At 69.8% G+C, this 25,083-nt stretch carries 24 protein-coding genes and 3 pseudogenes; 17 read left to right on the forward strand and 10 right to left on the reverse strand.

All coding sequences use genetic code 11. The features are described 5' to 3' along the window. Positions 1-218 precede the first annotated feature (218 nt). The 4 genes from CP978_RS30330 (at position 219) to CP978_RS30345 (ending at position 4,330) form a co-directional block, all read left to right on the forward strand. On the forward strand, positions 219-1,178 hold the full coding sequence (locus CP978_RS30330; RefSeq protein ID WP_043446150.1) for a dihydrodipicolinate synthase family protein: 960 nt from the start codon (positions 219-221) through the stop codon (positions 1,176-1,178). Next, positions 1,175-2,119, forward strand: coding sequence for an ROK family protein (locus tag CP978_RS30335; protein WP_043446152.1), 945 nt, complete (start codon positions 1,175-1,177; stop codon positions 2,117-2,119). Before CP978_RS30330 ends, CP978_RS30335 begins: the two co-directional genes overlap by 4 nt. Beyond that, positions 2,116-2,799, forward strand: coding sequence for an N-acetylmannosamine-6-phosphate 2-epimerase (locus CP978_RS30340; RefSeq protein ID WP_043446154.1), 684 nt, complete (start codon positions 2,116-2,118; stop codon positions 2,797-2,799). The genes CP978_RS30335 and CP978_RS30340 overlap by 4 nt, the downstream gene beginning before the upstream one ends. Before the next feature lie 61 nt (positions 2,800-2,860). Beyond that, positions 2,861-4,330, forward strand: a complete 1,470-nt coding sequence (locus CP978_RS30345; RefSeq protein ID WP_043446157.1) for a sialate:H+ symport family MFS transporter — start codon at positions 2,861-2,863, stop codon at positions 4,328-4,330. A 185-nt stretch (positions 4,331-4,515) separates the two neighbouring features. Here the strand turns inward: CP978_RS30345 and CP978_RS30350 are convergent, their stop codons facing one another. Further along, positions 4,516-5,919, reverse strand: a complete 1,404-nt coding sequence (locus tag CP978_RS30350; RefSeq protein ID WP_043446160.1) for a type I glutamate--ammonia ligase — start codon at positions 5,917-5,919, stop codon at positions 4,516-4,518. 197 nt (positions 5,920-6,116) lie between these two features. Between CP978_RS30350 and CP978_RS30355 the strand changes: the two are divergent. Beyond that, positions 6,117-6,550, forward strand: a pseudogene (locus CP978_RS30355) (DUF6445 family protein); the annotation flags it as partial. A gap of 750 nt (positions 6,551-7,300) precedes the next feature. On the opposite strand, the pseudogene CP978_RS30360 reads toward CP978_RS30355, so the two are convergent. Beyond that, positions 7,301-7,711 (reverse strand): annotated as a pseudogene (locus CP978_RS30360) (tyrosine-type recombinase/integrase); the annotation flags it as partial. 41 nt (positions 7,712-7,752) lie between these two features. On the opposite strand from CP978_RS30360, the gene CP978_RS30365 reads away from it, so the two are divergent. Continuing rightward, entirely contained in the window at positions 7,753-8,016 is a 264-nt protein-coding gene (locus CP978_RS30365) for an HAD family hydrolase (RefSeq protein ID WP_376697973.1), read from the forward strand. A 431-nt stretch (positions 8,017-8,447) separates the two neighbouring features. Here the strand turns inward: CP978_RS30365 and CP978_RS30370 are convergent, their stop codons facing one another. Next, positions 8,448-8,747, reverse strand: a complete 300-nt coding sequence (locus CP978_RS30370; RefSeq protein ID WP_144401514.1) for a hypothetical protein — start codon at positions 8,745-8,747, stop codon at positions 8,448-8,450. A 142-nt stretch (positions 8,748-8,889) separates the two neighbouring features. Continuing rightward, a pseudogene (locus CP978_RS30375) lies at positions 8,890-10,376 on the reverse strand (RHS domain-containing protein); the annotation flags it as partial. 59 nt (positions 10,377-10,435) lie between these two features. Here CP978_RS30375 and CP978_RS30380 point away from each other — a divergent pair. Together CP978_RS30380 and CP978_RS30385 are read left to right on the forward strand one after the other, a co-directional pair. Then, a complete protein-coding gene (locus tag CP978_RS30380) occupies positions 10,436-11,092 on the forward strand; it encodes a hypothetical protein (protein WP_227745514.1) in 657 nt (218 codons plus the stop codon). A 430-nt stretch (positions 11,093-11,522) separates the two neighbouring features. Continuing rightward, positions 11,523-11,864 carry a hypothetical protein gene (locus tag CP978_RS30385; RefSeq protein ID WP_052454385.1) on the forward strand — a complete coding sequence of 114 codons (342 nt, stop codon included), beginning with the start codon at positions 11,523-11,525 and terminating at the stop codon, positions 11,862-11,864. Between the two features lie 41 nt (positions 11,865-11,905). Here the strand turns inward: CP978_RS30385 and CP978_RS30390 are convergent, their stop codons facing one another. Further along, positions 11,906-12,751 (reverse strand): hypothetical protein, encoded by an 846-nt coding sequence (locus CP978_RS30390; RefSeq protein WP_052454386.1) that lies wholly within the window; start codon positions 12,749-12,751, stop codon positions 11,906-11,908. Between the two features lie 450 nt (positions 12,752-13,201). On the opposite strand from CP978_RS30390, the gene CP978_RS30395 reads away from it, so the two are divergent. Together CP978_RS30395 and CP978_RS35935 are read left to right on the forward strand one after the other, a co-directional pair. Beyond that, a complete protein-coding gene (locus tag CP978_RS30395) occupies positions 13,202-13,480 on the forward strand; it encodes a hypothetical protein (protein ID WP_043446164.1) in 279 nt (92 codons plus the stop codon). A gap of 255 nt (positions 13,481-13,735) precedes the next feature. After that, a complete protein-coding gene (locus tag CP978_RS35935) occupies positions 13,736-14,707 on the forward strand; it encodes a hypothetical protein (RefSeq protein WP_052454387.1) in 972 nt (323 codons plus the stop codon). A gap of 169 nt (positions 14,708-14,876) precedes the next feature. On the opposite strand, the gene CP978_RS30405 is transcribed toward CP978_RS35935, so the two are convergent. Genes CP978_RS30405 through CP978_RS30415 form a run of 4 tightly spaced genes read right to left on the reverse strand, consistent with a single transcriptional unit; the run spans position 14,877 to position 16,611 of the window. After that, entirely contained in the window at positions 14,877-15,266 is a 390-nt protein-coding gene (locus tag CP978_RS30405) for a roadblock/LC7 domain-containing protein (protein ID WP_043446167.1), read from the reverse strand. Between the two features lie 51 nt (positions 15,267-15,317). Then, positions 15,318-15,488, reverse strand: a complete 171-nt coding sequence (locus tag CP978_RS35080; protein ID WP_158508367.1) for a hypothetical protein — start codon at positions 15,486-15,488, stop codon at positions 15,318-15,320. Beyond that, positions 15,485-16,300 carry a DUF4388 domain-containing protein gene (locus CP978_RS30410; RefSeq protein ID WP_043446171.1) on the reverse strand — a complete coding sequence of 272 codons (816 nt, stop codon included), beginning with the start codon at positions 16,298-16,300 and terminating at the stop codon, positions 15,485-15,487. The genes CP978_RS35080 and CP978_RS30410 overlap by 4 nt, the downstream gene beginning before the upstream one ends. Further along, positions 16,297-16,611, reverse strand: a complete 315-nt coding sequence (locus CP978_RS30415) for a hypothetical protein (RefSeq protein ID WP_227745515.1) — start codon at positions 16,609-16,611, stop codon at positions 16,297-16,299. The genes CP978_RS30410 and CP978_RS30415 overlap by 4 nt, the downstream gene beginning before the upstream one ends. 175 nt (positions 16,612-16,786) lie before the next feature. On the opposite strand from CP978_RS30415, the gene CP978_RS30420 reads away from it, so the two are divergent. Next, entirely contained in the window at positions 16,787-17,152 is a 366-nt protein-coding gene (locus CP978_RS30420) for a hypothetical protein (protein ID WP_043446174.1), read from the forward strand. Between the two features lie 112 nt (positions 17,153-17,264). Here the strand turns inward: CP978_RS30420 and CP978_RS30425 are convergent, their stop codons facing one another. After that, positions 17,265-17,717: a DUF5707 domain-containing protein gene (locus CP978_RS30425; protein ID WP_043446177.1), complete on the reverse strand. Its 453-nt coding sequence runs from the start codon at positions 17,715-17,717 to the stop codon at positions 17,265-17,267. 372 nt (positions 17,718-18,089) lie between these two features. Between CP978_RS30425 and CP978_RS30430 the strand changes: the two genes are divergently transcribed. The 6 genes from CP978_RS30430 to CP978_RS30460 all read left to right on the forward strand — a co-directional run bounded on the left by CP978_RS30430 (position 18,090) and on the right by CP978_RS30460 (position 24,972). Further along, complete coding sequence (locus tag CP978_RS30430; RefSeq protein WP_043446181.1) at positions 18,090-18,881, forward strand: SAM-dependent methyltransferase; 792 nt, start codon at positions 18,090-18,092, stop codon at positions 18,879-18,881. 299 nt (positions 18,882-19,180) lie between these two features. Continuing rightward, positions 19,181-20,098: an alpha/beta fold hydrolase gene (locus CP978_RS30435; protein WP_207312869.1), complete on the forward strand. Its 918-nt coding sequence runs from the start codon at positions 19,181-19,183 to the stop codon at positions 20,096-20,098. Between the two features lie 134 nt (positions 20,099-20,232). Then, entirely contained in the window at positions 20,233-20,964 is a 732-nt protein-coding gene (locus tag CP978_RS30440) for a DUF7873 family protein (protein ID WP_043446184.1), read from the forward strand. Between the two features lie 752 nt (positions 20,965-21,716). Next, positions 21,717-21,989, forward strand: a complete 273-nt coding sequence (locus tag CP978_RS30445; protein ID WP_043446187.1) for a hypothetical protein — start codon at positions 21,717-21,719, stop codon at positions 21,987-21,989. 317 nt (positions 21,990-22,306) lie between these two features. Continuing rightward, on the forward strand, positions 22,307-23,215 hold the full coding sequence (locus tag CP978_RS30450) for an SDR family NAD(P)-dependent oxidoreductase (RefSeq protein ID WP_043446190.1): 909 nt from the start codon (positions 22,307-22,309) through the stop codon (positions 23,213-23,215). A 506-nt stretch (positions 23,216-23,721) separates the two neighbouring features. Beyond that, entirely contained in the window at positions 23,722-24,972 is a 1,251-nt protein-coding gene (locus tag CP978_RS30460; protein WP_227745516.1) for an MFS transporter, read from the forward strand. The last annotated feature ends 111 nt before the right edge of the window (positions 24,973-25,083 follow it).

Below are 25,083 nucleotides of genomic sequence, written 5' to 3' on the forward strand. Positions count from 1 at the left end.
GCGGGGTCACCAAAAGTCGCCCGCCCGTACCCGGCGGGGTCAGGACGTCGTTCCCCGCGTCGGACCTGCCGCCCGGGTCGGAACCGGGAGTGTGAGTCATCCCACTCTTGACCGACCCGGGCGGCCGCGTCTTATGGTTCGGACGTCAGACATCCGATGTCCCTTTCGTGGTCGGCCGCGATCAACACTTCCGTCACCCAGCCCATGGAGCAGCCCCCATGCCTCTGACCGCACCCCTGCGCGGGGTCGTCCCGCCCGTGTGCACCCCGCTCGACGCCCACGGCGAGGTCGACACGGCCTCCCTGGCCCGGCTGGCCGAGCACCTGCTCGGCGGCGGCGTCCACGGGCTCTTCGCCCTCGGCTCGACCAGCGAGGTCGCCTACCTCACCGACGAGCAGCGGGGCGCCGCCCTGGAGACGGTGGTCAACGCGGTCGACGGACGGGTACCGGTCCTCGCAGGCGTCATCGACACCACCACCCCGCGCGTACTCGACCACGCCCGCGAGGCGGCCCGGCTCGGCGCGGACGCCCTGGTCGTCACTGCGCCCTTCTACACCCGCACCCACCCCCGGGAGATCGCCGACCACTTCCGCCGGGTCCGGCAGACGGTGGACCTGCCGCTGTTCGCCTACGACCTGCCGGTCTCCGTGCACAGCAAGCTGTCGCCCGCCCTGATCCTCGAACTGGCCGCCGACGGGACCCTGGCCGGGCTCAAGGACAGCAGCGGCGACGAGGGCTCCTTGCGCCGCCTGCTCGTCGCCCTCGGCGGACGCCAGGGCCGCGCCGAGGGCCCCGCACCCGCCTTCTCCGTCCTCACCGGCTCCGAACTCACCGTCGACGCAGCCCTGCTGGCCGGCGTGGACGGCGTCGTCCCCGGCCTGGGCAACGTCGACCCCGCCGGCTACGTCCGGCTCTACGAGGCGGCCGGGGCCAGCGACTGGCCGCAGGCCGCCCGGGAGCAGGAGCGGCTCGCAGGCCTGTTCGCCATGGTCGACGCCGGCCCCGAGGCGGAGATGGGCCGCAGCTCCTCCGCGCTGGGCGCGTTCAAGGCGGCGCTGCGCCTGCTGGGCGTCATCGACTGCGGCGACACCGCGTTCCCGCAGATCCAGCTCGGCGCCGCACCCGTCGCCGAGGTCGACGCGCGGCTGCGCGCCGCCGGGCTCACCCCGGTCCGATGACGCGGTTCCCGGCCCCGGACACCGCTCCCGTCATCGGACTCGACCTCGGCGGCACCAAGATCGCCGCCGCCCTGGTCGGCCCGGACGGTACGGTGCTGCGCCGGCACACCCGCCCGACACCGGCGCGGGCGGGAGCCCCGGCGGTGCTCGACGCGCTCGCCGCCGCGGCCCGCGCGGTGGACGACGGCGCCCGTGCGATCGGCGTCGCCGCCGCCGGTGTCGTGGACCCGCGCACCGGCACCGTCACCAGCGCCACCGACTCCATCACCGGATGGGCAGGCACCGTCCTGGCCGCGGGCCTGTCCGGCCGTACGGGGCTGCCGGTCGTCTGCGACAACGACGTACGCGCCACGGCCGCCACCGAACTCGCCGCGGCCGGCGACCCATGCGCCTCCCTCGTCTACGTCGCCGTGGGCACCGGAGTCGGCGGCGCCGTCGCGGTGGACGGCCGGATGCTGCACGGCAGCGCCGGCATCGCGGGCCACCTCGGCCATGTGCCCAGCCCCGAGGCCGCCGGTCTGCCCTGCACCTGCGGAGGCAACGGCCACCTGGAGGCGATCGCCTCGGGACCCGCGATCACCGCCCTGTACGAGAGGCTGAGCGGCCGGACGGCCGACCGCCTCCAGACCGTCGCGGAACACGCAGCCGCGGGCGATCCCACCGCACGGCAGGCGATCACCACCGGGGCGCGGGCCACGGGAAGCGCCGTCGGCGGACTGGCCAACGCGCTCGGCCCGCACCGCGTCGTGATCGGCGGCGGCGTACCCCGGATCGGCGAGCTGTACTGGTCGGCGCTGACCGACGCCTTCCGCGCCGAGCTGATGGCCCCGCTGCGCCCTTTGCGCCCGGTCCCTCCGCGCCTGGGCCCCGACGCGGCCGTCCTGGGGGCGGCCCTGCTCACCCGCACCGCGTCCCCGCACTTTTTGGGAGGACCCCGATGACCACGACCCCCTCGCCCGTAGCCGCCGTCGCGGGCCGCCTGATCGTCTCCTGCCAGGCTCCCGAGGGCGACCCGATGCGCGACACCGCGACCCTGGTCCGGCTGGCGCGCTCCGCCGAGGCCGGTGGCGCCGCGGCTGTCCGCGTCAACGACCCCGAGGTGGTGGCCGCCGTCGCCGCCGCCGTCGCCCTGCCCGTGATCGGGCTCTGGAAGGACGGCGACACCGGCGTCTACATCACCCCGACGGTGCGCCACGCCCTTGCCGTCGCCGAGGCCGGCGCCCACGTGGTCGCCGCGGACGCCACGGCCCGCCCGCGCCCGGACGGCGGTTCCTTCGCCGACCTCGTGACCGCCGTGCACGCGGCGGGCGCCCTGGTCATGGCGGACGTCGCCACGCTGGAGGAAGGCGCGCTCGCCGCCCGGCAGGGCGCCGACCTCGTCTCCACCACCCTCTCGGGATACGCGCCCGGCTCCCCGCGCCGGACCGGCCCGGACCTGGAGCTGGTCGCCGCCCTCGCCCGCGCGACCGCCACCCCGGTCGTCGCCGAGGGCCGGATCACCACCCCCGAGGAGGCAGCCGAAGCGCTCGCCCGGGGCGCGCACAGCGTGGTCGTCGGCACCGCCATCACCGCCCCGACCGCCCTCACCCACCGCTTCGCGACGCACCTCACACGTCGATAGAGGCGCCTTTTACCTTCCGACGGTGCTCGGCGACGAGCCCGTCCGGCATCCTGGAGCAACCGTGCACCACACCGCGCCATCCGAGCCGCCCTGGTTCCGCCAGGTGGGCCGCAGCCAGTGGAAGTCGTTCTTCGCCGCCTGGATCGGCTACGTCCTCGACGGCTTCGACTTCGTCCTGATCACCCTGGTCCTCACCGAGATCAGCGCCGACTTCCACCTCGACACCGTCAAGGCGGCGAGCCTGGTCTCCGCCGCCTTCATCACACGCTGGCTCGGCGGCGCCCTGCTCGGCGCCCTCGGCGACCGCTTCGGGCGGAAGCTGTCGATGGTGGTCAGCATCCTGCTGTACTCCCTGGGCACCTTCGCCTGCGGATTCGCCTGGGACTACACCAGCCTGTTCGTCGCCCGGCTCGCCATCGGCATGGGCATGGCAGGCGAATACTCCGCCAGCGCCACCTACGTCATGGAGAGCTGGCCGGTGCGCATGCGCAACCGGGCCAGTGGCTTCCTGATCTCCGGCTACTCCGTGGGCACGGTGCTGGCCGCCCAGGTCTACAAGTGGGTCGTGCCGGCGCTCGGCTGGCGCTGGATGTTCTACCTCGGGCTGATCCCTGTCCTGGTCGCGCTGTGGATGCGCCGCGCGCTGCCCGAGGCCGCCGACTGGAAGGCCGCGGTCGCCGAGCGGGAGCAGCGGCCCAACCCCTTCCGCCCGCTGTTCACCACCCGGGCCAGGGCCACCGTCAACGTGATGCTCGCGGTGGCGGCCACCGTCTCGCTCTTCGCGGTCTTCACCCCGCTGGGCGACGGGCTCGTACCGGTCCTGTCGGTGCTCGCCGCGGCCTGTCTGATCGCCTTCGCGGTACAGCTCGGCGGCCGCCGCGGCTGGCTGCTGTACGTGTCGATGATCGTCACCATCTTCTTCGCGTTCCTGTACTCCTGGCCCATCCAGGCGCTGCTGCCCACCTATCTGAAGACCGACCTGGGCTACGACGCCGGACAGGTCACCGACGCGCTCTACTACGCGGGCTTCGGCACGATGGCCGGCTGCTGGCTGGCCGGGTTCGTGGGCGACTGGATCGGCACCAGGAAGGCGTACGCCTTCACGCTGCTGGCCTCACTGGTCTTCGTCTTCCCGGTCTTCGCGGTCCGGGACAGCCTGCCGCTGCTCGGCGTGCTGCTGTTCGTGCTCCAGGCCACCAGCTTCGGCATCTCCGGCCTGCTGCCCCGCTACATCGGTGGCCACTTCCCGACCCACACCCGGGCCGCCGCGCTGGGCTTCACCTACAACGTGGGCGCCCTGGGCGGCGCCGTGGCCCCCGTCCTCGGCGCCCGCCTCGCCTCCGGCATGGACCTGGGCCACGCGCTGGCCGTCCTCACCTTCGTCGGGACGGTGATCGTCGTGGTCCTGGTCGGCTTCGACGTCCCGGGCCGGCTGGGCCGGCTCCTCGACCCGGAGGGACCGGCCGACCACCTCGTGCTGGACGAGGACCGTGGCCCGGCCCCGGCGGCGGCGCGCGCGAGCGCGGACTAGCCGGTCGTACAGAGGGAGGGCGCCGCCGGTGATGCCGGAGGCACCCTGCCCGGCGGCCGTCAGTACGTGAGGCCCACGTGGGCCAGTGCCTGCTTGAGCAGCACCCCGTTCCCGGCAGTGGTAGTCCACGAGCGGCAGCGCCGCGAGCACCTCGTGGACCGCCGCGGCCCCGGCCGGCGCGCCCATCAGTAGACCCAGCGGTACGCCACCGCGACCTGCTCGTCGTCCAGCCCCTCGACGGCCGCGATCTCGCCCCGGCGCACGGCGATGACCGCGTCGGCGAGGACCGGTCCGAGCGCGGTGCGCAGCACGTCGTCCCCGCGGAACGCGGCGACAGCCTCCGCCAGCGAGACCGGCAGGCGCCGTACGCCCCGGGCCGCCGCCTCCGCCTCGCCGAACCGGGCCGGGTCCCCGGTGATCTCCTCGGGCAGGGACGCGGAGGAGGCCGTCCCGTCCAGCCCGGCGGCGATCAGGCAGCCCAGCGCCAGATACGGGTTGGCCGCGAGGTCGACCGGTTTGACCTCCAGGTTGGCCGCCTGCCCACGCTGCCCGCGGGTCCCGGTGACCACGCGCAGCGCGGCCTCCCGGGTCTCCCGGCCCCAGGCGCCGAACACCCCGGCCCACTGGGAGGGTCTGAGCCGGAGATAGCTGGCCGGGCTCGGCGCGGTCACGGCCGTCAGCGCGGGCATGCGGGCGAGGAGCCCGGCCGTGAAGGACTCGGCCTCGGCCGTCATGCCGTAGCGGCCGTCGCCCCCGGAGTGCAGGTTGGTCCCGTCGCGCCAGGCCGAGAGGTGGACGTGGCCGCCGTTGCCCACGCCCCGCGCGAGCACGGCCGGAGCGAAAGACACCTTCAGACCGTGCCGCCCGGCCACCGCCCGCACGGTCTGCCGCACCAGCACGCTGCGGTCGGCCGCCGCCACCGGATCCAGCGCGCCGACGGACACCTCGAACTGCCCGGCCGCGTACTCGGGATGGAACTGGTCCACGTCCACGCCCTGCGCCGCGAGGGCCGCCAGCAGATCGGCGGCGCAGTCGCTCAGCTCCACCTGTCGGACGGCCCCGTACGCCGGCCCCGACACCGCGGGCTCGAACTCGCCGCCGGGCGCGTCCCCTCGGCCGACGGCCCATTCGATCTCGACGGCCGCCCTGAAGGTGAGGCCGTGGCGCTGCTCGGCGTCGGCGGTGATCCGGCGCAGGAACGTACGGCTGCAGCCGGGGTGGGGCTCGCCCTCCTGGGTGATCCGGTCGACCGGCGCCCAGGCCCAGCCGGGCTGCCCGGACAGGACCACCAGGTGGTCGAGATCGGGGTAGAGCCGCAGATCGCCGTCGGGGGAGCCGAGGACGTCGGTGGTGACGATCGAGTCGTGCGCCAGGAAGGAGTCGAACACCGGGGACATGCCCACCCCCCAGGCCGCCGCCGAGGGCAGCTTCGCCGTCGGGACCGTCTTGACCCGGCCGATCCCCGCGGTGTCGACGTAGGCCAGGACGATGCCGTGCACGCCGCGCCCGGCCAGCTCGCCGCTGAGCGCGGTGGCCCGCTCGACGTCCCCGGGACGCCCACCGGGGACGGGGTCGGCAAGGGTGGTCATAGCCCTCCTCGACGGGCTCGGGCGAACCGGCGGACGGTGCCGCCCGCGTCAGGGTTTCACGGCGAACGCGCGGCAGGTGCACATTTCCACGCTGGGAAACGGAAGATGTGATGCGACCCTGCCCGGCCCCCGTGTGGGGTGTCCCAATTCCGCATTTCAAAGATGTGCTGAGTTGACAGAACGTTGACCAACGGAAGAGAGACCGTTGTCTCGCCAGAGACGAGGACGACTGGACCAAGGGGTATCCGTACACGCAGGAGAGCCGGCCGGGGCTGCGGACCGTGCCACGGCTCGAACCGGGTGAACTCGCCCGGATCGAGCGGCTGGTGTGCCGGGAGACCGCGCCCGGCGGCGGCACCCTGAACCACAACTGTGTCCAGGTCGTCGGCAGAACCAAGGGGCCACCGTGTCCGCACACCGACTCGCGTGCCCTGTGCCGCTATGCCGCGGTGCTCCACCTCAGCCCGAACATCCCCAAGGACTGCGGCACGAGCTTCTACCGGCAGAACCTGCCCGGCGGCGTCCTCGGCGGCAACATGGTCCAGGCACCGCACAACAACCCGCGACCGGTTACTGGGGCAGCGACCTGGAGGAGAGGCGTATGACGGCCGTCTTCTTCTGGATGGCCTGACCCGCGCCCAGGGGTCGGGGTTCGGCTCGGGCCCGTGGCCCACGCGCCCCTGGTCTCCTGGCCCGGTGGCGGCGGGGCGGGCTCTCGTCGCGGTTCACCCGCGCGCTGCATGCGGCTGTCGGCGGCGCACCGAGTCCTTCGCCCTCACCTCGCCGGCCTTCCTGGCAAAGCAGCGAGCACACGATGACCACAGACACGCTGTGCCCGGTCAACCCAGCCGATTCCACGAGCGTCTGACGGCCGAGCGGTTCGAAAGTCCCCTGCGGGTGGTCACCACCTCGGTGGTCTTTCCCTTCACCGACCCTGGCCACCGCCGGCAGCTGCACGGAGATGGCGTCTCGCCTGACCGAGCCGGTCCTCCCCGGACTCGCTGTCCTTGCCGTCTGTGACCGGGCGAAACGGCAGTTAATGCTTGCCGTGCGGGGGTGCGGGGGTGCGGGGGTGCGGGGGTGCGGGGCGACGGTCGGCTACGGAGCCGTACCGCCTTTGAGTGCGTTGAACGGACCCCGGCCGGAGCAGAAGGGGTACCGACGTGCGTCAATCGGCAATGACTGCGCTCTCGGGCGCGCTACGGGGGTACAAGTCTTCAAACCAAGATCGACCGCATTGCTGGGGGTCAAGGGGTCGCAGGTTCAAATCCTGTCGTCCCGACTGGAGACAGTCGCAGGTCAGGGCCGGTTTCGGAGACATCCGAAACCGGCCCTTGGTCATTCTTGGGGACCTGTTGGGGACCGGCGTCCTTGACCGGGGTCAGCGGGTCATGACGATCGGGCTCGGCAGGGAGCGTGGTGCGCGCAGCGCGCTGAAGTGTGCGGAGAGCGCTGCGCCGGCGGCCGTGATCTTGTGGATGTCCGGGTGGAGGTAGCGCTGGGTGGTGGTCAGCGAGCCGTGGCCGGCGATCCGTCGCAGGACGTGGACCTGGACTCCTGCGTCGGCGAACCAGGTCAGTCCGGTGTGCCGGAGGTCGTGGCGGCGCAGATGTTCGTAGCCGAGTCTGGTGACCACGTCGTCCCAGTGGGTGGCGTCACGCAGGACGGCGGTGGAGATGCGCCCGCCGCGCGGGCCGGTGAACAGGCGGGCGTCGGGGTCGGGGCCGGCGGACAGGATGCGCTGGGCGACGAGGGGGCGGATCTCCTCGACGATGGGAACCTTTCGGGCCCGCACACGCCTCCGACAACGCCCACCGTCCTGGCCTCGTGCGAGTGGCACAACAGCGAGCCAGCACACGCCACGGGTACATCTTCACACGGGACACGACCGTGATCATCGACGACTCTCTCGAAGACGTCCGCACTGGGAGAGAAGGAGGCGCCCACGTGATCGGTGTCGCCTCCGGCACCACATCAGCCGAGCAGCTTGCTGCTGCCGGGGCCTGTCATGTCATCCCTGGCCTAGCCGACACGCGGAACATAATTCACCTAATCACCCAATGTGCTGTGTCAGGTGCCGATCGGAGCTGCTCCTGACGACGGGTTGACGTGCATGAAGGGGAGACTCGTCCGTTCTGATCGACTCACAGCAGCGTGCGGGGCGCCAGCTCTCTCTGCGCCTTCTCGTCGCGCTGGGTTTCGTCCCCTCCCGCGTCGAGTTCGTGGAGTAGGTCGCCCAGCTCTCGGACCTGCACCGCTCTCGCCGTGCCTTCCCAAGGGCGACTCGTCGTCTGCCTCGGCACCGGCATAACCGTACTGAGCCGCGACGAACCGCTGACAGGTTGGGATGACATCAGGGTCAAACCGTAGGAAACGCCAGGCGTTCCGCGGGTTCCGAAGTGTTCCGGGTGCGACCGCGCCCTGTCTCGGCGGAGACGGGGCGCGGTACGCTCGGCTGCTGCGCTGGGGTGGCAGCCTGCCAGACGATTCTGCAAACTGCCACCCCGGGAGGAGATGATGCCTTGTTGTCAGCGTACGGCGCGAGCATCACGCTGGCGGTGCAGGACGCGTCGGGCCTGCGCCACTGCGGTTCCCACCATGCAAGCGGTGAGGATCCCGAAGAGCGGGGCTCCGATCCAGTCATGCTCATCGGTCCAGATCACCACGGTGGAACAGGCCCACCAGAGGGCCGCCGTGTACAACGCGACGCGGTCGGAGGTGAACTCGCGCAGGACCGACCGCCGCGGAACACGGCGCAGGGCGTACAGCTCCCGTCCGGCGAACAGCACGACGAGCATCGTGACCGCTAACCACCACAATGACGTCATATCGACTCCTTCAGGCCTTAAAGGCAATAGCCGCCCTTGTACTCGCCAGAGTATCCCCAAGTGTTGATCTTGAGGCACTTCTTGTACATCTGCGCCATCGCTGCCTGGAGTGCCCAGCCAGCGAGGGTAAGGCCAATCGCAACTGGCCGGGAAAGCGCAGCGGCGTGTAAGTGGTCGCGCCCGTGATCCAGGCGGTGGTGCCCCAGAGGATGCTGCGGGCCCGCCAGGCGATGTCGCCGTGCTCGTCGACGAGTTCGCGTGGGGTGCCGACGAGGTCGGTGACGATGGCGAAGAAGCGGGAGTCGATCTCCTCCTGCGGGGCCTCGGCCGCGGTGATGCGTTCGGTCTGCGCGATGGGGCGCAGGCCGCGGTGGTCCCAGGTGAGGGTGACCGGATGGAGCAGGTCTGCCGAGTGCTCGGTCTGCTCGCACAGGGTCGTGTCATCCCAGGTGAACGTTGTGCGTTCGGCGACGGTCGTGCCGTCCGCCGCCATGCGGAGTTTCGCCGTGCGTCGGCCCTTAGGGTCGTACGTGTAGCGCCACACCGTTCCGTCGGGCGTGGTGACCTGGGTCAGGTGGTCCTCGGCGTTCCACTATTGGCGCCAGGTGTCCGGCTTGCGGGAGAGGCGGGTTTTCTGGCGGAGCGTGACGCGGCCCAGCGCGTCGTGCTCGTAACGGACGCCGTCGGCCCGGGTGATGCCGGTGCCCGCGTAGCTGCGCTTGCCGGTGGCCTCGTGGCCGGGGTGGGAGGCGGGCCAGCCGGCCGTCGTCTGGTTGCCGGCCACGTCGTAGGCGTAGGCCTCCGTCCAGCCGGCGGCACGGACGGCGGTGACGCGGCCTGTCGGGTCGAGGTCGAAGGTGCGGGGTCCGTCGAGGTGGTCGTCGAGGGCGGTGAGGTTGCCGTCCGCGCGGTAGGTGTAGGCACGGCGCTGGAGCGTGCGTCCGCCCGCGTCCGTCGTCGCTGTTTGTGCGGACAGCTGGCCCATCGGGTCGAAGGCGTTCTGGAGGGTGAGGAAGTCACCGATGTCGCACGTGAGTTCGCGGCCGCTTGCGTCGTAGGTGATGTCGATGGGACGGCCCGACACGACCAGGTTCACCGGGCGGTCCGCCGCGTCGTGCGACCATGTCGTGTGCGCCCCGGTGGGTGTGGTGCGGCCGGTGCGGCGGCCCAACTCGTCGTAGTCGTAGGTACGTTTGCGGCCATCGACGGGGTCGGAGCGGACGTGGCCGTACTGGTCGCGCAAGATCGTCAGGCGTGTTCCGTCGGGGCCCGTGGCTTCGGCGACCTGGTCGGTGACCTGGCCGTCCGCGTCCTTGCGGGCGGTGAGGAGGTCGAAGTGCGTTACTCGAAGCGGGTGGTGCCGCCGATGGGGTCGGTGTGACTGGTGCAGTTGCCCTCGCCGTCGTAAGTCCAGGACTCGCTGGTGCCGTCCGGTGAGACACGGCGGGCCAGGTGCCCCTCGATCGTCCAGTCGAGGCGGGTGACGAGCTCCGTCGGATCGACCAGCCGCACGGGGCGGCCGAAGGCGTCGCGCTCGTAGCGGGTGACAGCGCCGAGCGGGTCCGTGATCTCCACCGGCAGGCCCGCCCGGTCGCAGCGGATGGTCGTGAGGTGGCCGAGCGGATCGGTGGAAGGGGCAGCGGCCAACGGTGTCTTGCCTGCAGATGTGGCCGGTCCAGAATGCTGTCGTGGCCGAAGACGAACAGAGCGGCATAGAACCGTGTTCATTCCTGATGTGCGCGACGGAGGTGGCCCGGCTGCTGGGTGTCGAAGACGTCGCCATGAAGCCGGACGGCCGGCATGCGCGTCACCTCGCCGCGGCGGTGCGTAAGCCCCTGCTCGAACGTGCAAGTCTGCCCGAGGAGTTGTTCGCCCCGTTGATGGCGGCAGCCGTTTACGACCCAGATCCCAGCTTCTGCCGCTGGTTCGTCAAGCCGGCGGTCTACGCATTCGGACGCCGACGTGTGATGGCAGCACTGGTCGACTGTCTAAGGATCGGCACGGATTCTGAGCGGGCGGGGGCTGTACGGGCCTGGTACTGCGCCCACCTGCCTTTGCGCGCAGACCGGTCCCCAGCGTACGGACCCGCTGATGGGGTACGTGATCCCGCTCTGGACGAGGCGCAAGACGTCAAGGATGCCTGGCTGGAGGCCTCCATGCGGGTGTTCGCTGAGTCCACCGACCTGCGGATGCGCCACCGTGTCCTACTGGGCCTGCCTACCTCGCGCGCGGGATACCCGCCACACCTGCGCAAACTGTTTGAAACCACGCTCGCATCCGCCCAGGCCCATCCCGACCAGCACATCCGTCGCTGGGCCGCTGCAGCAGGCCATGACGCAGTCTGAGCTCGGCTGTCGAGCGCCGCCCCGGCGGCTGTGATGGTGGAGCCGGGCATGGGAACTGTCTCAACGCCTGGCTCCAAGTACTGCTGAGGTCATATCCAGAAGAAGAAGCGGTCGAACCAGCTCCTGGCGTGGGAGCGGAGGCTCAGCGTGCGTGTGCGTCTCAGGGCTCACACTTGCTGCCGTGGCTGCCCCGGCGGATGACGTCGGCGGCGAAGTCGGCGCGTCAGGTGTCAGGTCGCGTAGCCGTGCGGGCCGCAGTCCCGAATGAGATCCGCGAGTCGCTTGCGGTTCTCACTCGGTCGCCGCACCTGGCCCAACGGCTCCGCTCCGGCCTCCAATTCCAACACGTCGGAATCTGTGCCCCGTTGAGCTGTGGGTCCCAACCGATATCCCCGCGACTTGGCCCTCACGGCTGTGGCAGCCTGCCGCCATGTCAATAGACCTACGAGAACATGGAGGTCGTCACTACGCCATCCGGTTCCACTACGCCTTGCCCGATGATGCCTGGGCCGTTGAACTGAGCGAGGCAGCGCCTGCGTCAGCTGCATTGGGTGAGAACCCCAACACGGAGAGGCGCCTGCCCGGAGTCGCCTTCTTGGTGGCATTTGTCCCCGATGAGGACCCGAATCTGGAGCCGACGGTCCACGTCCACAGCCCCGATGAGCATGTCATCCCCTACGAGATCATGCGCTGGTTCATGGAACAGGTGGCGGAGCAGGTTGAACGCTGTCGCATCACGTTCAAGCAGGGAGAAACTGAAGAGGTGGAGTGATCACGTGGTGATCAGTTGGCGGCTGTCGCCAGCTGAAGCACTCAGAGGCGCTTGCTCTCGGGTTGGCTGTCAGGCAGGCCCATTTCGTCGTGGCGTGCCTGTATGCGCGCGATGACTCGCTGCTGGGCCAGCCTCTTGGCCTGGCGGAGCTTGGCCTCGGCGACGAGCACGGGGACCCAGAACAACCAGCCCCACAGGCTGAAGTCCAGCACTCCGCTCCACACCAATGCCTTGTTCAGACCGAACGAAGCGATGAACGTCAGCACATACGCTTCGCCCCGGTGCGCGAGAAGCAGGCGCAGTGGTGCGTTCCGGGCCCCCTGCAGCAGCTCGACCGCCGCAGCCAGTTCGGCAGCTCGGAGGTCTTCCCCCGGGTCTTCGCCGGGCTCGCCACGAGCGGCTCGCCGCAGCGCGTCGGTGACCAGCTCGCTCTGCTCCGCGAGGGCTTCCTGCTCAGCTTGCCCGCGAGCGGCGCCTGCGTTCAGGTCGTCCCAGTAACCCCGTCCCGCCCAGCCGGTCGCATCGTCGACGCGCTCGCGTTCAGCGGACCCGGGCGGCGCCAGCTCTTCGATTTTTTCTTTCAGGACCACCGCACGGCGCGCCCGCTCCGGATATTCGAAGGAGTCCGAGCGAAGGCACAGCTCCCAATACGACACCAGAAGCCCGAGATCGTCCGGTGCCAGTGCGAGGCCCTTGCGATACGCGGCCTCAGCTTCACGGTCGTGATCGTCCTCATCCTCCGCAACGTGTGCTTGTCCGAGCCAGCGGAAGAGAACCGGATCCGGTCCGAACTCCTCAAGTCCCGCCTCTGCCGCTGCTCTCACACCGGCATAGCCACCCACCGCGAAGAGCTCCGAGCACCGCTCCACGTACTGCTGCCGCTCCACTTTCCCACCCCAGTTGTCCGAGCAAGCGCCTTCTGGCGTGCTCGGTGCTGCAGTCAATCACTGCGTGAGCGCGAACACCAGGTCGATTATGTTGGGTCGGGACACGCTTGTTGAAACCATCTGGTCACGCTTCATGCAACGTTCAGCGAATTGCCGATCAGGTGGGAACCAGTTCCGGGCATTGCGGACCTGCGGCATCCGTGCGACAGGGTTGGCCTGGGTCTGGGCCTGGGCCTGGACATGGGCGAGGGCTGGACCAGCCGGGGACGGGACGCCACGGCCACAGCAGAACTGACGGGGCGTCGTTGTCCCACCTTGCTGGAGGGGATACCTCCACCCCATACGGTGGTGCCCCCGCAGAGACCTTCCGCGGGGCACCGTCCGTCCCCTGCCGCACGGGCTTCACGCTCGAACGGAACGGTCCCTACCTCCTACAGAGACGTGCCTCTCATGCTGATCGCAATCGCCGCCGTGGGCATCACGGTCTTCTTGCTCACCCTCTGGTGCACCTTCACCGTTGCCCGGATGCGGGACCTTCCCGGGTGGCGCAGATACCTGCCACTGTCCCTCTTCCTGATCTCCATCGGGGCGAGTGCGCTCAGAGCATTCGACATCCCCCAGATAGCCAACGCCATTGCCTCGCCCCTCAACCTCGTCGCCATCGTCCTGTCGCTGCGCGAGATCCGTATTCGGCGGAGCAGGGGCCGAGACGACCTTGCCACCGGCTGAACCCGCGCACACGGCACGGAGGTCTGTCGTGGCCGTCTCGTTCGCGTCCAACTCCCGTGTGCCGCCGCGCGACCGCCTCGCGCGCAGGTTCCCCCAGGCCGCCGATCGCGGCGGCCCCGAGCGCCGCTACTCTTCGGCAACGGCCGTACTGCCGGCACCTCACAGGACTTGGAGAGAGGTCGGGCTTCGTGAGACGCGGAGCCTGACCACCCCCGACCCGGCTCAGCTTGTGCAACCAGACGAACAGGACCTGCTGTGACCCTCCCTGACGAAGCCTCCACAGCCGTGAACCCGCAGCCCAGGAAGTCGGCCCGGCCCCGGGAGTTCCCGCCGCCCGGGCAGAGCTTCGCCGACACGTTCCGCCGCCGGCCCGCCCGCGCACCCCACGGCCTGGTTCCCGGCCGTCGGGTCTGGGCCGCCCTGGGGTCGACGGCCGCGGTGACCGCCACCGTCGCCCTGGCCGCGTCGCTCGCCCAGAGCGGTGCCCTGCACTTCGACGACCACCGGGAGACGGCCGCCGCTCGCGCGGTGCCCCAGACATCCCGCCCGTCCGAGACCCCGTCCCCCTCACCGAGCAGCCCCAGCCCCGCCGCGACCTCCTCCGCGCCCGCCCCCACCCCGAAGGCCGAGCCGGAGAAGGAGAGGAAGACCGAGCAGCCCCCCGTCGTGCCGCCCGTACCCCCCGAAGTGCAGCAGACACAGAGCGCGGGCAGCGGAGCGCCCATGGTTGCCGAGCCGGTGAAGACCGCCGCTCCCGAGACCGCGGCGATCACCGTTGCGAGGCTTGCTGCGCAGGATCCGGGGCGGCATATCTGCTACCGGGCCTACATCGAGGGCCGCGGGTGGCTGAAGCCCGTGTGCGACGGCGCCGCGGCCGGCACGGCAGGCGCGGGCCAGAAGATCAAGTCCCTCAATATCGCGGTGTCCGGCACACGCGGCACGGCTGCCAATGCCTTTGTACACAACGATCACTGGAAGGTCCCCTGGAACGGCGTGGCCGACGGGGTCGACAACTACATCGGCAGTACCAAGCCGGACTATCCGTACATGCTGGGCTTCGTCATCAATGTGGGCGACGGCGCCGTCTGCCAGAACGCGGCCGTCCACGACCACGGCTGGGGCGGACTGGCGTGCGACAAGCCTCTGGGGCAGGCTGCCGGCAACTACATCTTCGGCGGCACGCTCGACGACTCCCTCTGGCTGGAAGCCGTGCGGTTCACGGTCTGAGCCCGTTGGGCCCAGCCTGGAGCCCGTGTGCGCCCACGCCGGTGGGTCGTCGCTTCCGTGAAGCCCCGGGCGCGGCCCCCGGTGTCGAGTCGCACGGGTCAGGCGGCCCTTCGGCGAGGCGCAACGCGGGAGGGGAACTGCCGGCCCTCGGCCGATGCGGCCGGCGGGGTCAGGCCGGTGCGTCGGCTTCCAGGATCTTCGCCAGTTGCTCCACGGTGGAGTGGATCTCGCGTTGCAGTCCGGCGAGGTCGAGCCCGTCGTCGCCGAGGACGGTCAGCAGGGCGCGTTCGCCGATGGCCTGGATGACGACGTGCCGCCCGGCGCTCCGGGTGGACACATCACGCAGCTCCCCGCCCCCGGCCTCCTGCGCCATGCGCCGGCCGAGGCTGTGCGTGGCGGCGGAGAGGGCGGCGATGGATTCCGGCTGGACGGCATCTGCGTCGGAGGCGACCAGCAGGCCGTCGACCGTGGAGATGACCGTCTCGTTCACTCCCATCACCTGCTCACGCAGAGCGGTCAGGACCTCGACGAGCGGTTCGGGCTGGTGGACGGTGGACATCGGCGCTCCTGGCTGTGGGCGGTGAACTGCTGTTGCACATGCGCGATCGGGTCAGGACAGGGCTTTGAGGCCCGCGTGAACCCGGCGCAGGAGGAGCAGATCGGGTTGGTGGTCCGCGAGGTCGTCCGGCGGGCTCGGCAGCGCGGTGCCGGCGCCCGGCCGACGGACGGTGAGCGGGGGCGGGGCGAGCGGAGTGGTGTTCAGCCCGGGGTCGGGACTCACTCGCTGTCCGTTCGGTGCGGGCGATGTGTTCCGGGACTGCGCCGGGGCAGCGGGCGGTCGGTGGGAGTCGGGAGGTGGTGGGTCCGGAGCGTGGGCCGGCGCGGTGCGGTGCTCGGACGGCCGGCCGTGGCGGGCTTCACATGGTGCAGCAGCTCCAGTTCGGCCATCCGGGCCAGGTCCAGCATGACCGCGTAGGTCCCCCGCCCCAACGCGAACGCGATGTCCCGCGGGGTGCGGCGGCCGTTGGCGGCTGTCAGCAGCGCCGCATAGCGGGACGGGACGGAGGAGGGCCGGTCCGCGACCGGGCGGATCCGGGTGCGGGCGAACTCGGCGGGCGATCCCCACAGCCGGCTCAGGAGCAGCAGCCGCCGCGAGGTCTCGGCCGCGAGGAGCTGCGGTTCGAAGGCCGGTCCGACGACCGCCGTCGAGACCGCCTCCGTCACGTCCCAGTGCCCGGGAGGACTGAGCGCGAGGGCGAAGGCACCGTCGAACACAGCCGCGGTGCAGGCGATCTCGAACTCCTCCGGTGCCAGCAGGCCACGCGCCTGAAGCTCGACGCCGACCCCGCCCTCAGTCCCACCGTCGGCCGCGCAGGCGGACCTCCAGGCGGCATCGTCGATACGACCGGACGTACGCAGCAGAGACTCGACACTCGGTGCGCCAGGGGTCTCCACGGCGACGATCCGGCCGGCGCGCAGATGGATCCTGCCGCCGGGTGTGCCGGAGATGACGACCGTGCCGGTGCGGCCTTCGTCGTACAGCGTGTTGAGCAGGGCGGGGACATTGCGCGGACCGTCGGTGCGGGTGTTCATCCCGCCGCCCCCTCCGCATAGAGGTCCAACTGGCGCAGCACCAGGGCCAGATTGGCCTGGTCGCGTTCCAACGCCGCCATCAGCAGCAGAGGGTCGCCCCGCCGGGGCAGCGCCCTGAGGACGAGCTGATGCCGGGTACCCGTGATGACCATGCTCTCCAGCTCCCCTTGTGCTCCGGCCAGGTGGAGCCGGTCGCCGACGAACGCGACAAGTCGACTGCACTCGGCAGCGTCCATCTCCCCTGTGCCGGACCGGCCGTAGCTCAGTCCGGTCACCGCGTCGACGAGGGCGGCGCCTGTGACTCCCGGCACTTCGAGCAGGCGACGCAAGGAGTCTTCGACTGACGACACCAGCACCCTTTCACAAACCCTTCACATCCGGCCAGAAAACACAGTAGTTTAAGCCAGACGTTCCAGAACAGGTTGTCTGGCGGACTTTTTCTGACACGGCCTCAGCGCCGCGTCACTCAGCACGAAGGGCACGGACATGAGCATCGAGACCGCACTCAAGGAAGCCATGGCGATCGAGGGCGCGATCGGCGTCGCCGTGGTCGATTACGAGAGCGGCATGTCGCTGGGCACGCTCGGCGGTGGCCATGGACTGGACCTGGAAGTCGCCGCCGCGGGAAACACGGAGGTCGTGCGTGCCAAGACGCGGACCTTGAGCACCCTCGGCATGAATGACTCGATCGAGGACATCCTGATCACCCTCGGCGAGCAGTACCACCTCATACGCCCGCTGGCCAGCAGCCAGGGAAGCCTGTTCCTCTACCTCGCACTCGACCGGTCCCGCGGCAACCTGGCTCTCGCGCGCCACTCGCTCAAGCGCATCGAGGCCACCCTGGAGATCTGACCCGCCTGCTTCACCGCCCACACCGCCGGTGCCGGCGCCCCTGCGGCCGGAGCTCGCCGAAGTGAGACCGTGCCGGCCGTGGCAGGCCGGCACGGTCATATGGGTGTGCGGTTCATCGGACGGTGAAGCCGGCCGCCTCGGTGTCCAGGGTGGTGGTGCCGTCCTTGGCGGTGGCCAGAACGGCGACGTGCCAGGCACCGCGCGGGGACTCCTCGGCGTCAGCCGCGGTGACCTCGACGGTGTAGGAGCAGCGCACGGTGTTCTGCCCGGAGGGCGTGCAGACGGCCGCCTCCGCGGCGGCCATCTCCTTCGCGGTCAGCCCCTTCTCGGCGAGGGACGACTTCTGCGGCCAGGCCAGCACCTTCACGCTCTGGACACCGGAGGACGCCGTGACATCGGTGACGAAGTCCAGCGAGCCGTCACGGTCCTTGCCGGGAGCGGTGTAGCGGGCACTGCTGTGTGCCAGGGCCGGGGACTGCTCCTCGGCGTGGGCGAGGGCAAAGGCACCGGCACCACCGAGGACGACAACACCGGTGGCCACGGACAGAGCGATACGTCGGGACATGGGATTCTCCGTAACTGTCTCAGCACTGGATCTCAGTACTGGATCGGATCGGCGCCACTGGACCGCGCCGCTGCACCGATGTTCGCCGCGCGAGGGTGTCCCGGACATGAGCGCGCATACTCAACCCGACGTGAGTAAGTGAGCCGCCGGATCACACCAGTTGGGCTCGAGAGGAGAGGAGACCGGAGTCCTCGGACTGCGACGGATCCCGAAGGGCCTTCGGTGGATGGGGAGTTCCGGCCCGCGGGCGGAGCGCGGTCGGGGCGCCGGGCCTGCGTCGCCGTTGTCCCGTCCGGCATCTGGACCGGAACGTGACCGAGTACGATGATCGAAAGGCGGCGGAGCTTCACCTCCCGGATGACGGAGTCTGCCATGACGACGGACCATTCCCAGCTCTCTCACATCGACACCAGCCGGGCCCACCCCGCGCGGGTCTATGACTGGCTGCTGGGCGGCAAGGACAACTACCCCGTCGACGAGGCGGTCGGCGAGACGCTACCGCCCGAAGCGCGGGACGCGGCACGGCAGAACCGTGCGTTCATGCACCGGGCGGCGGCCTATCTCGCCGCTCAGGGCGTCGACCAGTTCCTCGACATCGGCACCGGCATCCCGACCGAGCCGAACCTCCACCAGATCGTGCAGCGGGCCGTGCCCACCGCGCGGATCGTCTACGCCGACAACGACCCGATCGTGCTGCGGCACGCGGAGGCGCTGCTGGTCAGCTGCCCCGAGGGCGCCACGGACTACATCCAGGCCGATGTGCGCGAACCCGACGAGATCGTGCGGCACGCCCGGCAGGTGCTGGACTTCGACCAGCCGATCGCCCTGTCGCTGATCGCCCTGATGCACTTCATCCCGGACGACCAGGACGCCCATGGCATCGTCCGGGGACTGATCGACGCCCTTCCGTCAGGCAGCCACCTGGTCCTCTCGCACGCCGCGATCGACATCTTCCCCGAGCTGGCGGAGCAGGTGATCGCCCAGTACGCGAAGGGCGGCATCCGCCTCGGCTTCCGTACCCGGGAGGAGGTGGCCCGCTTCTTCGACGGACTGGAGCTGGTGCCGCCCGGCCTGGTCACCGCCACCGAGTGGTACGGCGCCGGCCAGGAGCCGCCCGCTCCGGAGGAGAGCGGCATCTACGCGGCTGTGGCCCGCATCCCCTGACCGGACACCGGGCCGGGCCCTGCACGGCCCGGCCGCGGACCGTGACTCTCGGCTCGAACAGAGGGCGGTGCGCGTCCCCCTACGCCCGGCGGAGTAGTCATCATGACTCCCTGCGAAGGAGGACAGCGGTCCTGCCGTGGGCGATCCTGTGACGTGTGACAGCTGATCTCCGCGGAGCGGGGGATGCCCAGTCGGCATCCACTGCGCCATCGCCATTCGCCGATCGTGCGGCTCGGCCGCGCCGTTCACGGGCGGGGCGGTGGCTGCGTCGCGTCGCGCTGGGCTGCATCGTCGCCTTGGTGGTCGTCACGGCGGCCTCGTTCACCTACAACGGCTTCACCGCCGGACGCGCCACGCCCCCGCCGGGGCTCAGCTACGTCCAGGCCGGCGACGTCCGGACGCGCTACCAGACCTGGGGCACTACGGGCTCTCCGGTCGTACTGGTGCACGGCGCCTTCGAGACCGTCGACACCTGGTCGCGGCTGGCCCCGTTGCTCGCCCGCCATCACCGGGTGTACGCCCTCGACCTGACCGGTGACGGATACAGCGAGCGCCGCGGCCCGTACGACGTCGACCATTTCACCCGCCAGTTGCTGGGCTTCCTGGACGCCATGGACCTCGGAGGGCCCGGCGCACGTCCGCTGCTGGTGGGGCACTCCAGCGGAGCCGCCGTGGTCACCGAGGCCGCGCTGCGCGCTCCCGGCCGCACGGGGGGTGTGATGCTGCTCGACGGTGACGCCCTCGACACGGGCGCCGGTCCACCGTCGGGCCTGAAGTACGTACTGCTCGACCCCTACCGCACCAGCCTGCTGCGACTCGGAATCAGTGGCGACGGCCTGATCCGGAGTCTGTACGACGCGCAGTGCGGGCCTGCCTGCCCGCCTCTGGACGCCGCTGGTGTGGATCAATGGCGGCGCCCGCTCCAGGTGCCCGGCGCGGAGGGCGCGCTGTGGAGCATGCTGGGCGAAGGAGTGCCGGGCCTGCCCGCCGGCCGGGTGGCGCGGCTCGCCGCGCTGGACCTGCCCAAGGCCGTGGTGTTCGGGGCACAGGACGATGTGTTCAGCCGGCAGACGCCGGAGCAGACCGCGCGGCGTATCGGCGCACCACCCCCGACTCTCATCCCGGGCGCCCGGCATCTGACGATGATCTCCGACCCCGATGCGGTCGCGGCGGCCGTGGACAAGCTCATGGCCGCACAGGACACAGCGGCCCGTTGACCGTGCCGCAGCCTTCCTCTGCGGCTGGATGAACCTGACGGGTCCCTCGGCGGAACTGTGGGGCGGGGGTGAAAAGCGAGTGCGGGTGTTCACCTCGGTGAGGTACGTTCCTGCCTGTTCGAAGGGGGACCGAAGTGGCGAAGCTGAACCAGATCATCGCTGTCGAAAAGGGTGTCAAGAGCAAGTCGCTCCAGGACATCACCGCGGCGCACCACAAGGTGCAGAAGCCGGCGCTGCTGGCCGGTATCTCGCGTTCGTACCAGCCCAAGGACGAGGAGGGCGAGCAGTTGCCGCCCGAGTCCACCCGGGTACAGGTGCAGGCCGAGGACGTGCTGCGGGAGATGTCCGGGTCGCTCACCCGGCTGTTCGATGTGACCGCCACCAAGGACTGGGCGAACTGCACGGCCCGTGCGGACATCACGGTCGACGGCCGCACGGTCCTCGCCGCTGTCCCGGTCAGCTATCTGCTGTTCCTGGAGAAGCAGCTCACCGACCTGCACACGTTCGTCAAGAAGCTGCCGACCCTCGACGCCGCCGAGTCCTGGTCCCACGACCCTTCCACGGACTGGTGGAAGACGGACCCGGTGCGCACGATCCGCACCAAGAAGGTTCCCCGCAACCACGTCAAGGCGGAGGCGACCGACAAACACCCGGCGCAGGTCGAGGTGTACTACGAGGACGTGCCCATCGGCTACTGGACGACCGTGAAGTTCTCCGGAGCACTCCCGGCGCGGCGGGTGAACGAGTTGGTGGAGCGGGTGGAGAAACTCCAGCAGGCCGTGAAGTTCGCCCGTGAGGAGGCCAACGGTGCCGAGGTCACCGACCAGCGGATCGGCGACGCGGTGTTCGGCTACCTGTTCGGCTGACGCCGGCCGGTAGCATCCACGATCGCCCCCGCGTGCGAGCGCGGGGGTGCGCGACAGGCGCGGACCGGACTGAGGACCGGTGCGCGCGATGAGCGCAAGCTGACACTGAAGTTCAGCCTGAAGACACGGTGACAGTGAAGGTTCGAGTCCTTCCCCCGGCACGGCACCACCATCGGGCCGGGGTAGCCCAACACGGCAGAGGCAGCCGCGGTCAATCTCAGACTCTCGCTCCAGTCTCAGCATGGCCGCCGATCGCCGGATCGACCGAGGCCGGACGAACGCCATCGGATGCGAGTTCAACTCTCGCCTGCACCTCTCACCTGGTGCGGTAGTTCAAAGGTAGAACACGAAGGCATGATGACTGATCCGTCCTCTTAAACGCCGCCGGCGTGCGCAATTGGGTGGCATCCCCAGGGGCCCGGGAGCTGGATACGACTCCCGGGCTCCGCCATGTCGGCTCCCTGGATTCATGCAGGTCCGAGACCGAACAGTTGCATTAACTTCGCACAGCGGAGTGGAAGATCGATGTCTGTTGCCTCTACACTCCAGCTTGCGCGTCCGGGGGGGAAACCGGTCGTCGTGACGATCGGCACCGTGAACAAGTGCGCATCATCAACGCCATACCATTTCGTGCTCGAGCATGCCCGCAGACGTCGGCGCCTTTGCCTGACCGCTGCCCCGAGGTTGCTTGCAAGGGTCCGGATCGGCGCGTTCCCCCGGCTCCATATGTACTTCGGAAGGCAGAGAGTTCCATGGCAGAACGGCAGTACCTCGGTCAGGGCACCAGCACCTCCTGGGAGAAGTTCTGGTACGTCCTGGGCTGCATCTATTTCGGTGCCGCCTATCTCCAGAAGGTTCCGGTGAAGAAGGCGCTGAGCGAGTACGGGCTGGTCGAGATGACCGGTGCCGAGAAGTTCTGGTACGTCATCCAGTGCATCCTGTTCGGTTCCGGCTACTTCGCCAAGGTCGTCATCAAGAAGGCGCTGTCCGAGGTGCGGAACGCGGGCGCGGCCCAGGTGGGCTGACCCAGGCTTCGGCCGGCGCACGGACACGCGGGTCGCACCCACGGATCGTCACAAACGGTCCTGGGGGGGGGGCGGCCCGCCGTCCGTACGGCCGGGCGCCGACGCGGCGCGGATCAGGGGCGGTTCCGGAGAAATCCGGAGCCGCCCCTGATGCTTTGCCGGGACCGTCGGGGGCCCGGCACGGCCGGTGGGACGCGGCCTCACTCTCTCCCCACCGACCTCCGTCGAAGGCCGGGCCGGGATCGATCTGGAAAATGACCGTTGACACCCCATTCACGCCCTGGCCATCATGATACTCCGTAGTATGAAGGAGCGGGATGGACTTCGAAGGCCAGGTCGCAGTGGTGACCGGCGCGGGCGGCGGGCTGGGGCGGGCATACGCCGTGGCCCTCGCCGAGCGCGGGGTCAAGGTGGTCGTCAACGACATGGGGCAGCCGGGCGGGATGTCCGCCGGGCGGAGCGCGGCGGCGGAGGTCGCGGCCGGCATCCGGGCCGCCGGTGGTGAGGCGTTCGCCCATCTCTGCGATGTCACCGATGCGGAAGCCGTCGAGAACATGATCGACGAGACCCTGAGACGGTGGGGCCGCGTCGACATCCTCATCAACAATGCCGGAATCCTGCGCGACAAGTCTTTCGCGAAGATGCAGCTGGATCACGTCCGTCAGGTCGTGGACGTGCATCTGATGGGCTCCGTCCACTGCACCAAGGCGGTCTGGCCGCACATGGTGGAACGGCGCTACGGCAGAGTCCTGATGACGACGTCCGCCTCGGGGATCTACGGCAATTTCGGCCAGTCCAACTATGGCGCGGCGAAGTCCGGACTGGTCGGCCTGATGAACGTGCTGGCGATCGAGGGCGAGCGAAAGGGCATTCATGTCAACGCGCTCGCCCCGACCGCCGCCACCCGGATGACCGAGGGCTTGATCGACGACCGGATTCTCGATCTGCTCACCCCGGAGTCGATCGCACCGGGCGCCTTGTTCCTCGTCAGTGAACAGGCCCCCACCAAGACCATTCTCGCCGCCGGCGCCGGAGTCTTCGCCGTTGCGCGGATGACGGAGTCCGCCGGGGTGTATCTCCCCGAGGGCGACCGCTCGCCCGAAGCCGTCGCCGAACGGTGGGCCGAGATCAGCGACATGAGCGATCCCGTGATCACCGCGTCCGCGTTCGACCAGACGAACCGGTATGCGGCCATCGCCGGGACCGAGTCGGGAGCGGCGCCATGAGAGAGGCCGTCATCGTCTCCACCGCTGGAACGCCGGTCGGCAAGGCATACCGCGGCTCGTTCCATGGCACCTCGGGCCGGCAGCCGGCAGCCGGCAGCCGGCCGCCCATGCGATCACCGGCTCGCCGGGGCGGGCGGGGGCCGACGGGCATGAGGTCGAGGACGTCGTGTTCGGCTGCGCGATACAGGTGGGCTCGACGGGGATCGGCGCCGTCCACGCCGTACCGAAGCTGCTCGCCCGACACGGCCTCTCCGTCTGACGCGACGACAGCTTCAGGCGGGACAAGCGCAGGGCCCCGTCCTCGCACCAAGCGTCTTTGGAACAGCAGGGATGCCGTTGCCGTACCGAGGTGACACATCGCCACCACCTCGAGCGCGCCCCACGCACGTCACGAGCACCTCAACCTCGATGGAAGGGCTTCGATGGCTATCGATTCGGTCTCTTCGGCAGCGGATGCGTTCCATGCGCGCGCCACTCGCAAGGCCCTGATCAGGCTTCTGCCAGTCATGCTCGCCGCCTATTTCATGGCCTATGTCGACCGCGTCAACGTCGCGCTCGCCAAGACTCATCTGCAGGCCGACGTGGGTATCAGCGTCACCGCCTTCGGACTGGGCGCCGGCATCTTCTTCGTCAGCTACGCCTTCCTCGAGGTGCCGAGCAGCCTGGCCATGCACAGAATCGGCGCAAGACGCTGGATCGCACGGATCGCCCTCACCTGGGGTGCACTCTCGGCGGCCATGATGTTCGTCCAGGGTGAATGGTCGTTCTATGTGCTGCGCTTCTTCCTCGGCATGGCCGAGGCGGGCCTCTATCCGACCCTGATGTACATGGTCACTCTGTGGTTCTCCCAGAAGGACCGCGCCACCGTGGTCGGATTCATCTATCTGGCCCCGACCGTCGCCCTGATCGTCGGCAACCCGATGGGCGGCGCGCTGATGGAGCTCGACAGCGCTCTCGGGCTGCACGGCTGGCAGTGGATGTTCCTGATCGAGGGCCTGGTGACCATGCTGGTCGGCATTCTGGTCTGGTTCACCTTGCCGGAGGCTCCCCACGACGCCAGGTGGCTGACGTCCGAGGAAGCCGACATCCTGTCCGCCCGCGCCACCGGTGACGGCTCCCGGCACGAGAACCGGCTCAAGGGCAATATGAAGAAGGCCTTCGCCCGCCCCTTCATCGTCGTCATCGCGCTGATCTATCTGCTCAACCAGATCACGAACGTCGGCATCGTCTTCAACCTGCCTTCCATCGTGGAGGACTTGAACATCCACGGTTCGTTCCTCATCGGCCTGGTGTCGGGCAGCTCCGGGATCGGCGCGACCATCGGAGTGCTCCTGGTGCCGGTCGTGCACCGGCGATTCCGCAGTGAGGTGGCGCTCATCGGGATCCTCGCGGCCGCAACAGCGGTGACGGCGGCGGTTTTCGTGGTCTCGTCGTCCCCGGCGGTCCAGATCCTGCTGATAGCGGTGTCCATGATCTTCGTCTGCGGGACTCTGCCGCTGTTCTGGTCCGTGGCCATGGCGAGGATGTCGGGCCTGGTCGCCGCCGCCGGACTCGCGTTCATCAACACCATCGGGCTCCTGGGCGGATTCCTCGGCCCCTATGCCTTCGGCCTGGCCGAGGACGCGACCGGGAACCCCGGCGCAGGGCTCTGGGTCGTCATCGCCTGCTCGGTCGTCGGCGTGCTCCTCACCCCGCTGCTCGCGAACGCCGTCCGCAGTGAGGACGCGGCCGACGCCATGGTGCCCGTCTCGCACTGATGCTCATGGACGGACTGGAGCACAGGTTCAGCCGGCACGTCACCACGACAGACCACCTGGACGTCCCCGTCGGTGCCCCGGGCGGGCGATCGGTACTCGGGCGCCGTGGTC

Source organism: Streptomyces nodosus (genome assembly GCF_008704995.1).
Classification (GTDB): domain Bacteria; phylum Actinomycetota; class Actinomycetes; order Streptomycetales; family Streptomycetaceae; genus Streptomyces; species Streptomyces nodosus.

Bases quoted from the DNA above. Each gene is read 5' to 3' on its own strand.
- CP978_RS30330 (WP_043446150.1), top strand. From the start codon at position 219: ATGCCTCTGACCGCACCCCTGCGCGGGGTCGTCCCGCCCGTGTGCACC.
- CP978_RS30335 (WP_043446152.1), top strand. From the start codon at position 1,175: ATGACGCGGTTCCCGGCCCCGGACACCGCTCCCGTCATCGGACTCGAC.
- CP978_RS30340 (WP_043446154.1), top strand. From the start codon at position 2,116: ATGACCACGACCCCCTCGCCCGTAGCCGCCGTCGCGGGCCGCCTGATC.
- CP978_RS30350 (WP_043446160.1), bottom strand. From the start codon at position 5,919: ATGACCACCCTTGCCGACCCCGTCCCCGGTGGGCGTCCCGGGGACGTC.
- CP978_RS30370 (WP_144401514.1), bottom strand. From the start codon at position 8,747: ATGACGTCATTGTGGTGGTTAGCGGTCACGATGCTCGTCGTGCTGTTC.
- CP978_RS30385 (WP_052454385.1), top strand. From the start codon at position 11,523: ATGTCAATAGACCTACGAGAACATGGAGGTCGTCACTACGCCATCCGG.
- CP978_RS30395 (WP_043446164.1), top strand. From the start codon at position 13,202: ATGCTGATCGCAATCGCCGCCGTGGGCATCACGGTCTTCTTGCTCACC.
- CP978_RS30405 (WP_043446167.1), bottom strand. From the start codon at position 15,266: ATGTCCACCGTCCACCAGCCCGAACCGCTCGTCGAGGTCCTGACCGCT.
- CP978_RS30410 (WP_043446171.1), bottom strand. From the start codon at position 16,300: ATGAACACCCGCACCGACGGTCCGCGCAATGTCCCCGCCCTGCTCAAC.
- CP978_RS30420 (WP_043446174.1), top strand. From the start codon at position 16,787: ATGAGCATCGAGACCGCACTCAAGGAAGCCATGGCGATCGAGGGCGCG.
- CP978_RS30425 (WP_043446177.1), bottom strand. From the start codon at position 17,717: ATGTCCCGACGTATCGCTCTGTCCGTGGCCACCGGTGTTGTCGTCCTC.
- CP978_RS30430 (WP_043446181.1), top strand. From the start codon at position 18,090: ATGACGACGGACCATTCCCAGCTCTCTCACATCGACACCAGCCGGGCC.
- CP978_RS30445 (WP_043446187.1), top strand. From the start codon at position 21,717: ATGGCAGAACGGCAGTACCTCGGTCAGGGCACCAGCACCTCCTGGGAG.
- CP978_RS30450 (WP_043446190.1), top strand. From the start codon at position 22,307: ATGGACTTCGAAGGCCAGGTCGCAGTGGTGACCGGCGCGGGCGGCGGG.
- CP978_RS30460 (WP_227745516.1), top strand. From the start codon at position 23,722: ATGCTCGCCGCCTATTTCATGGCCTATGTCGACCGCGTCAACGTCGCG.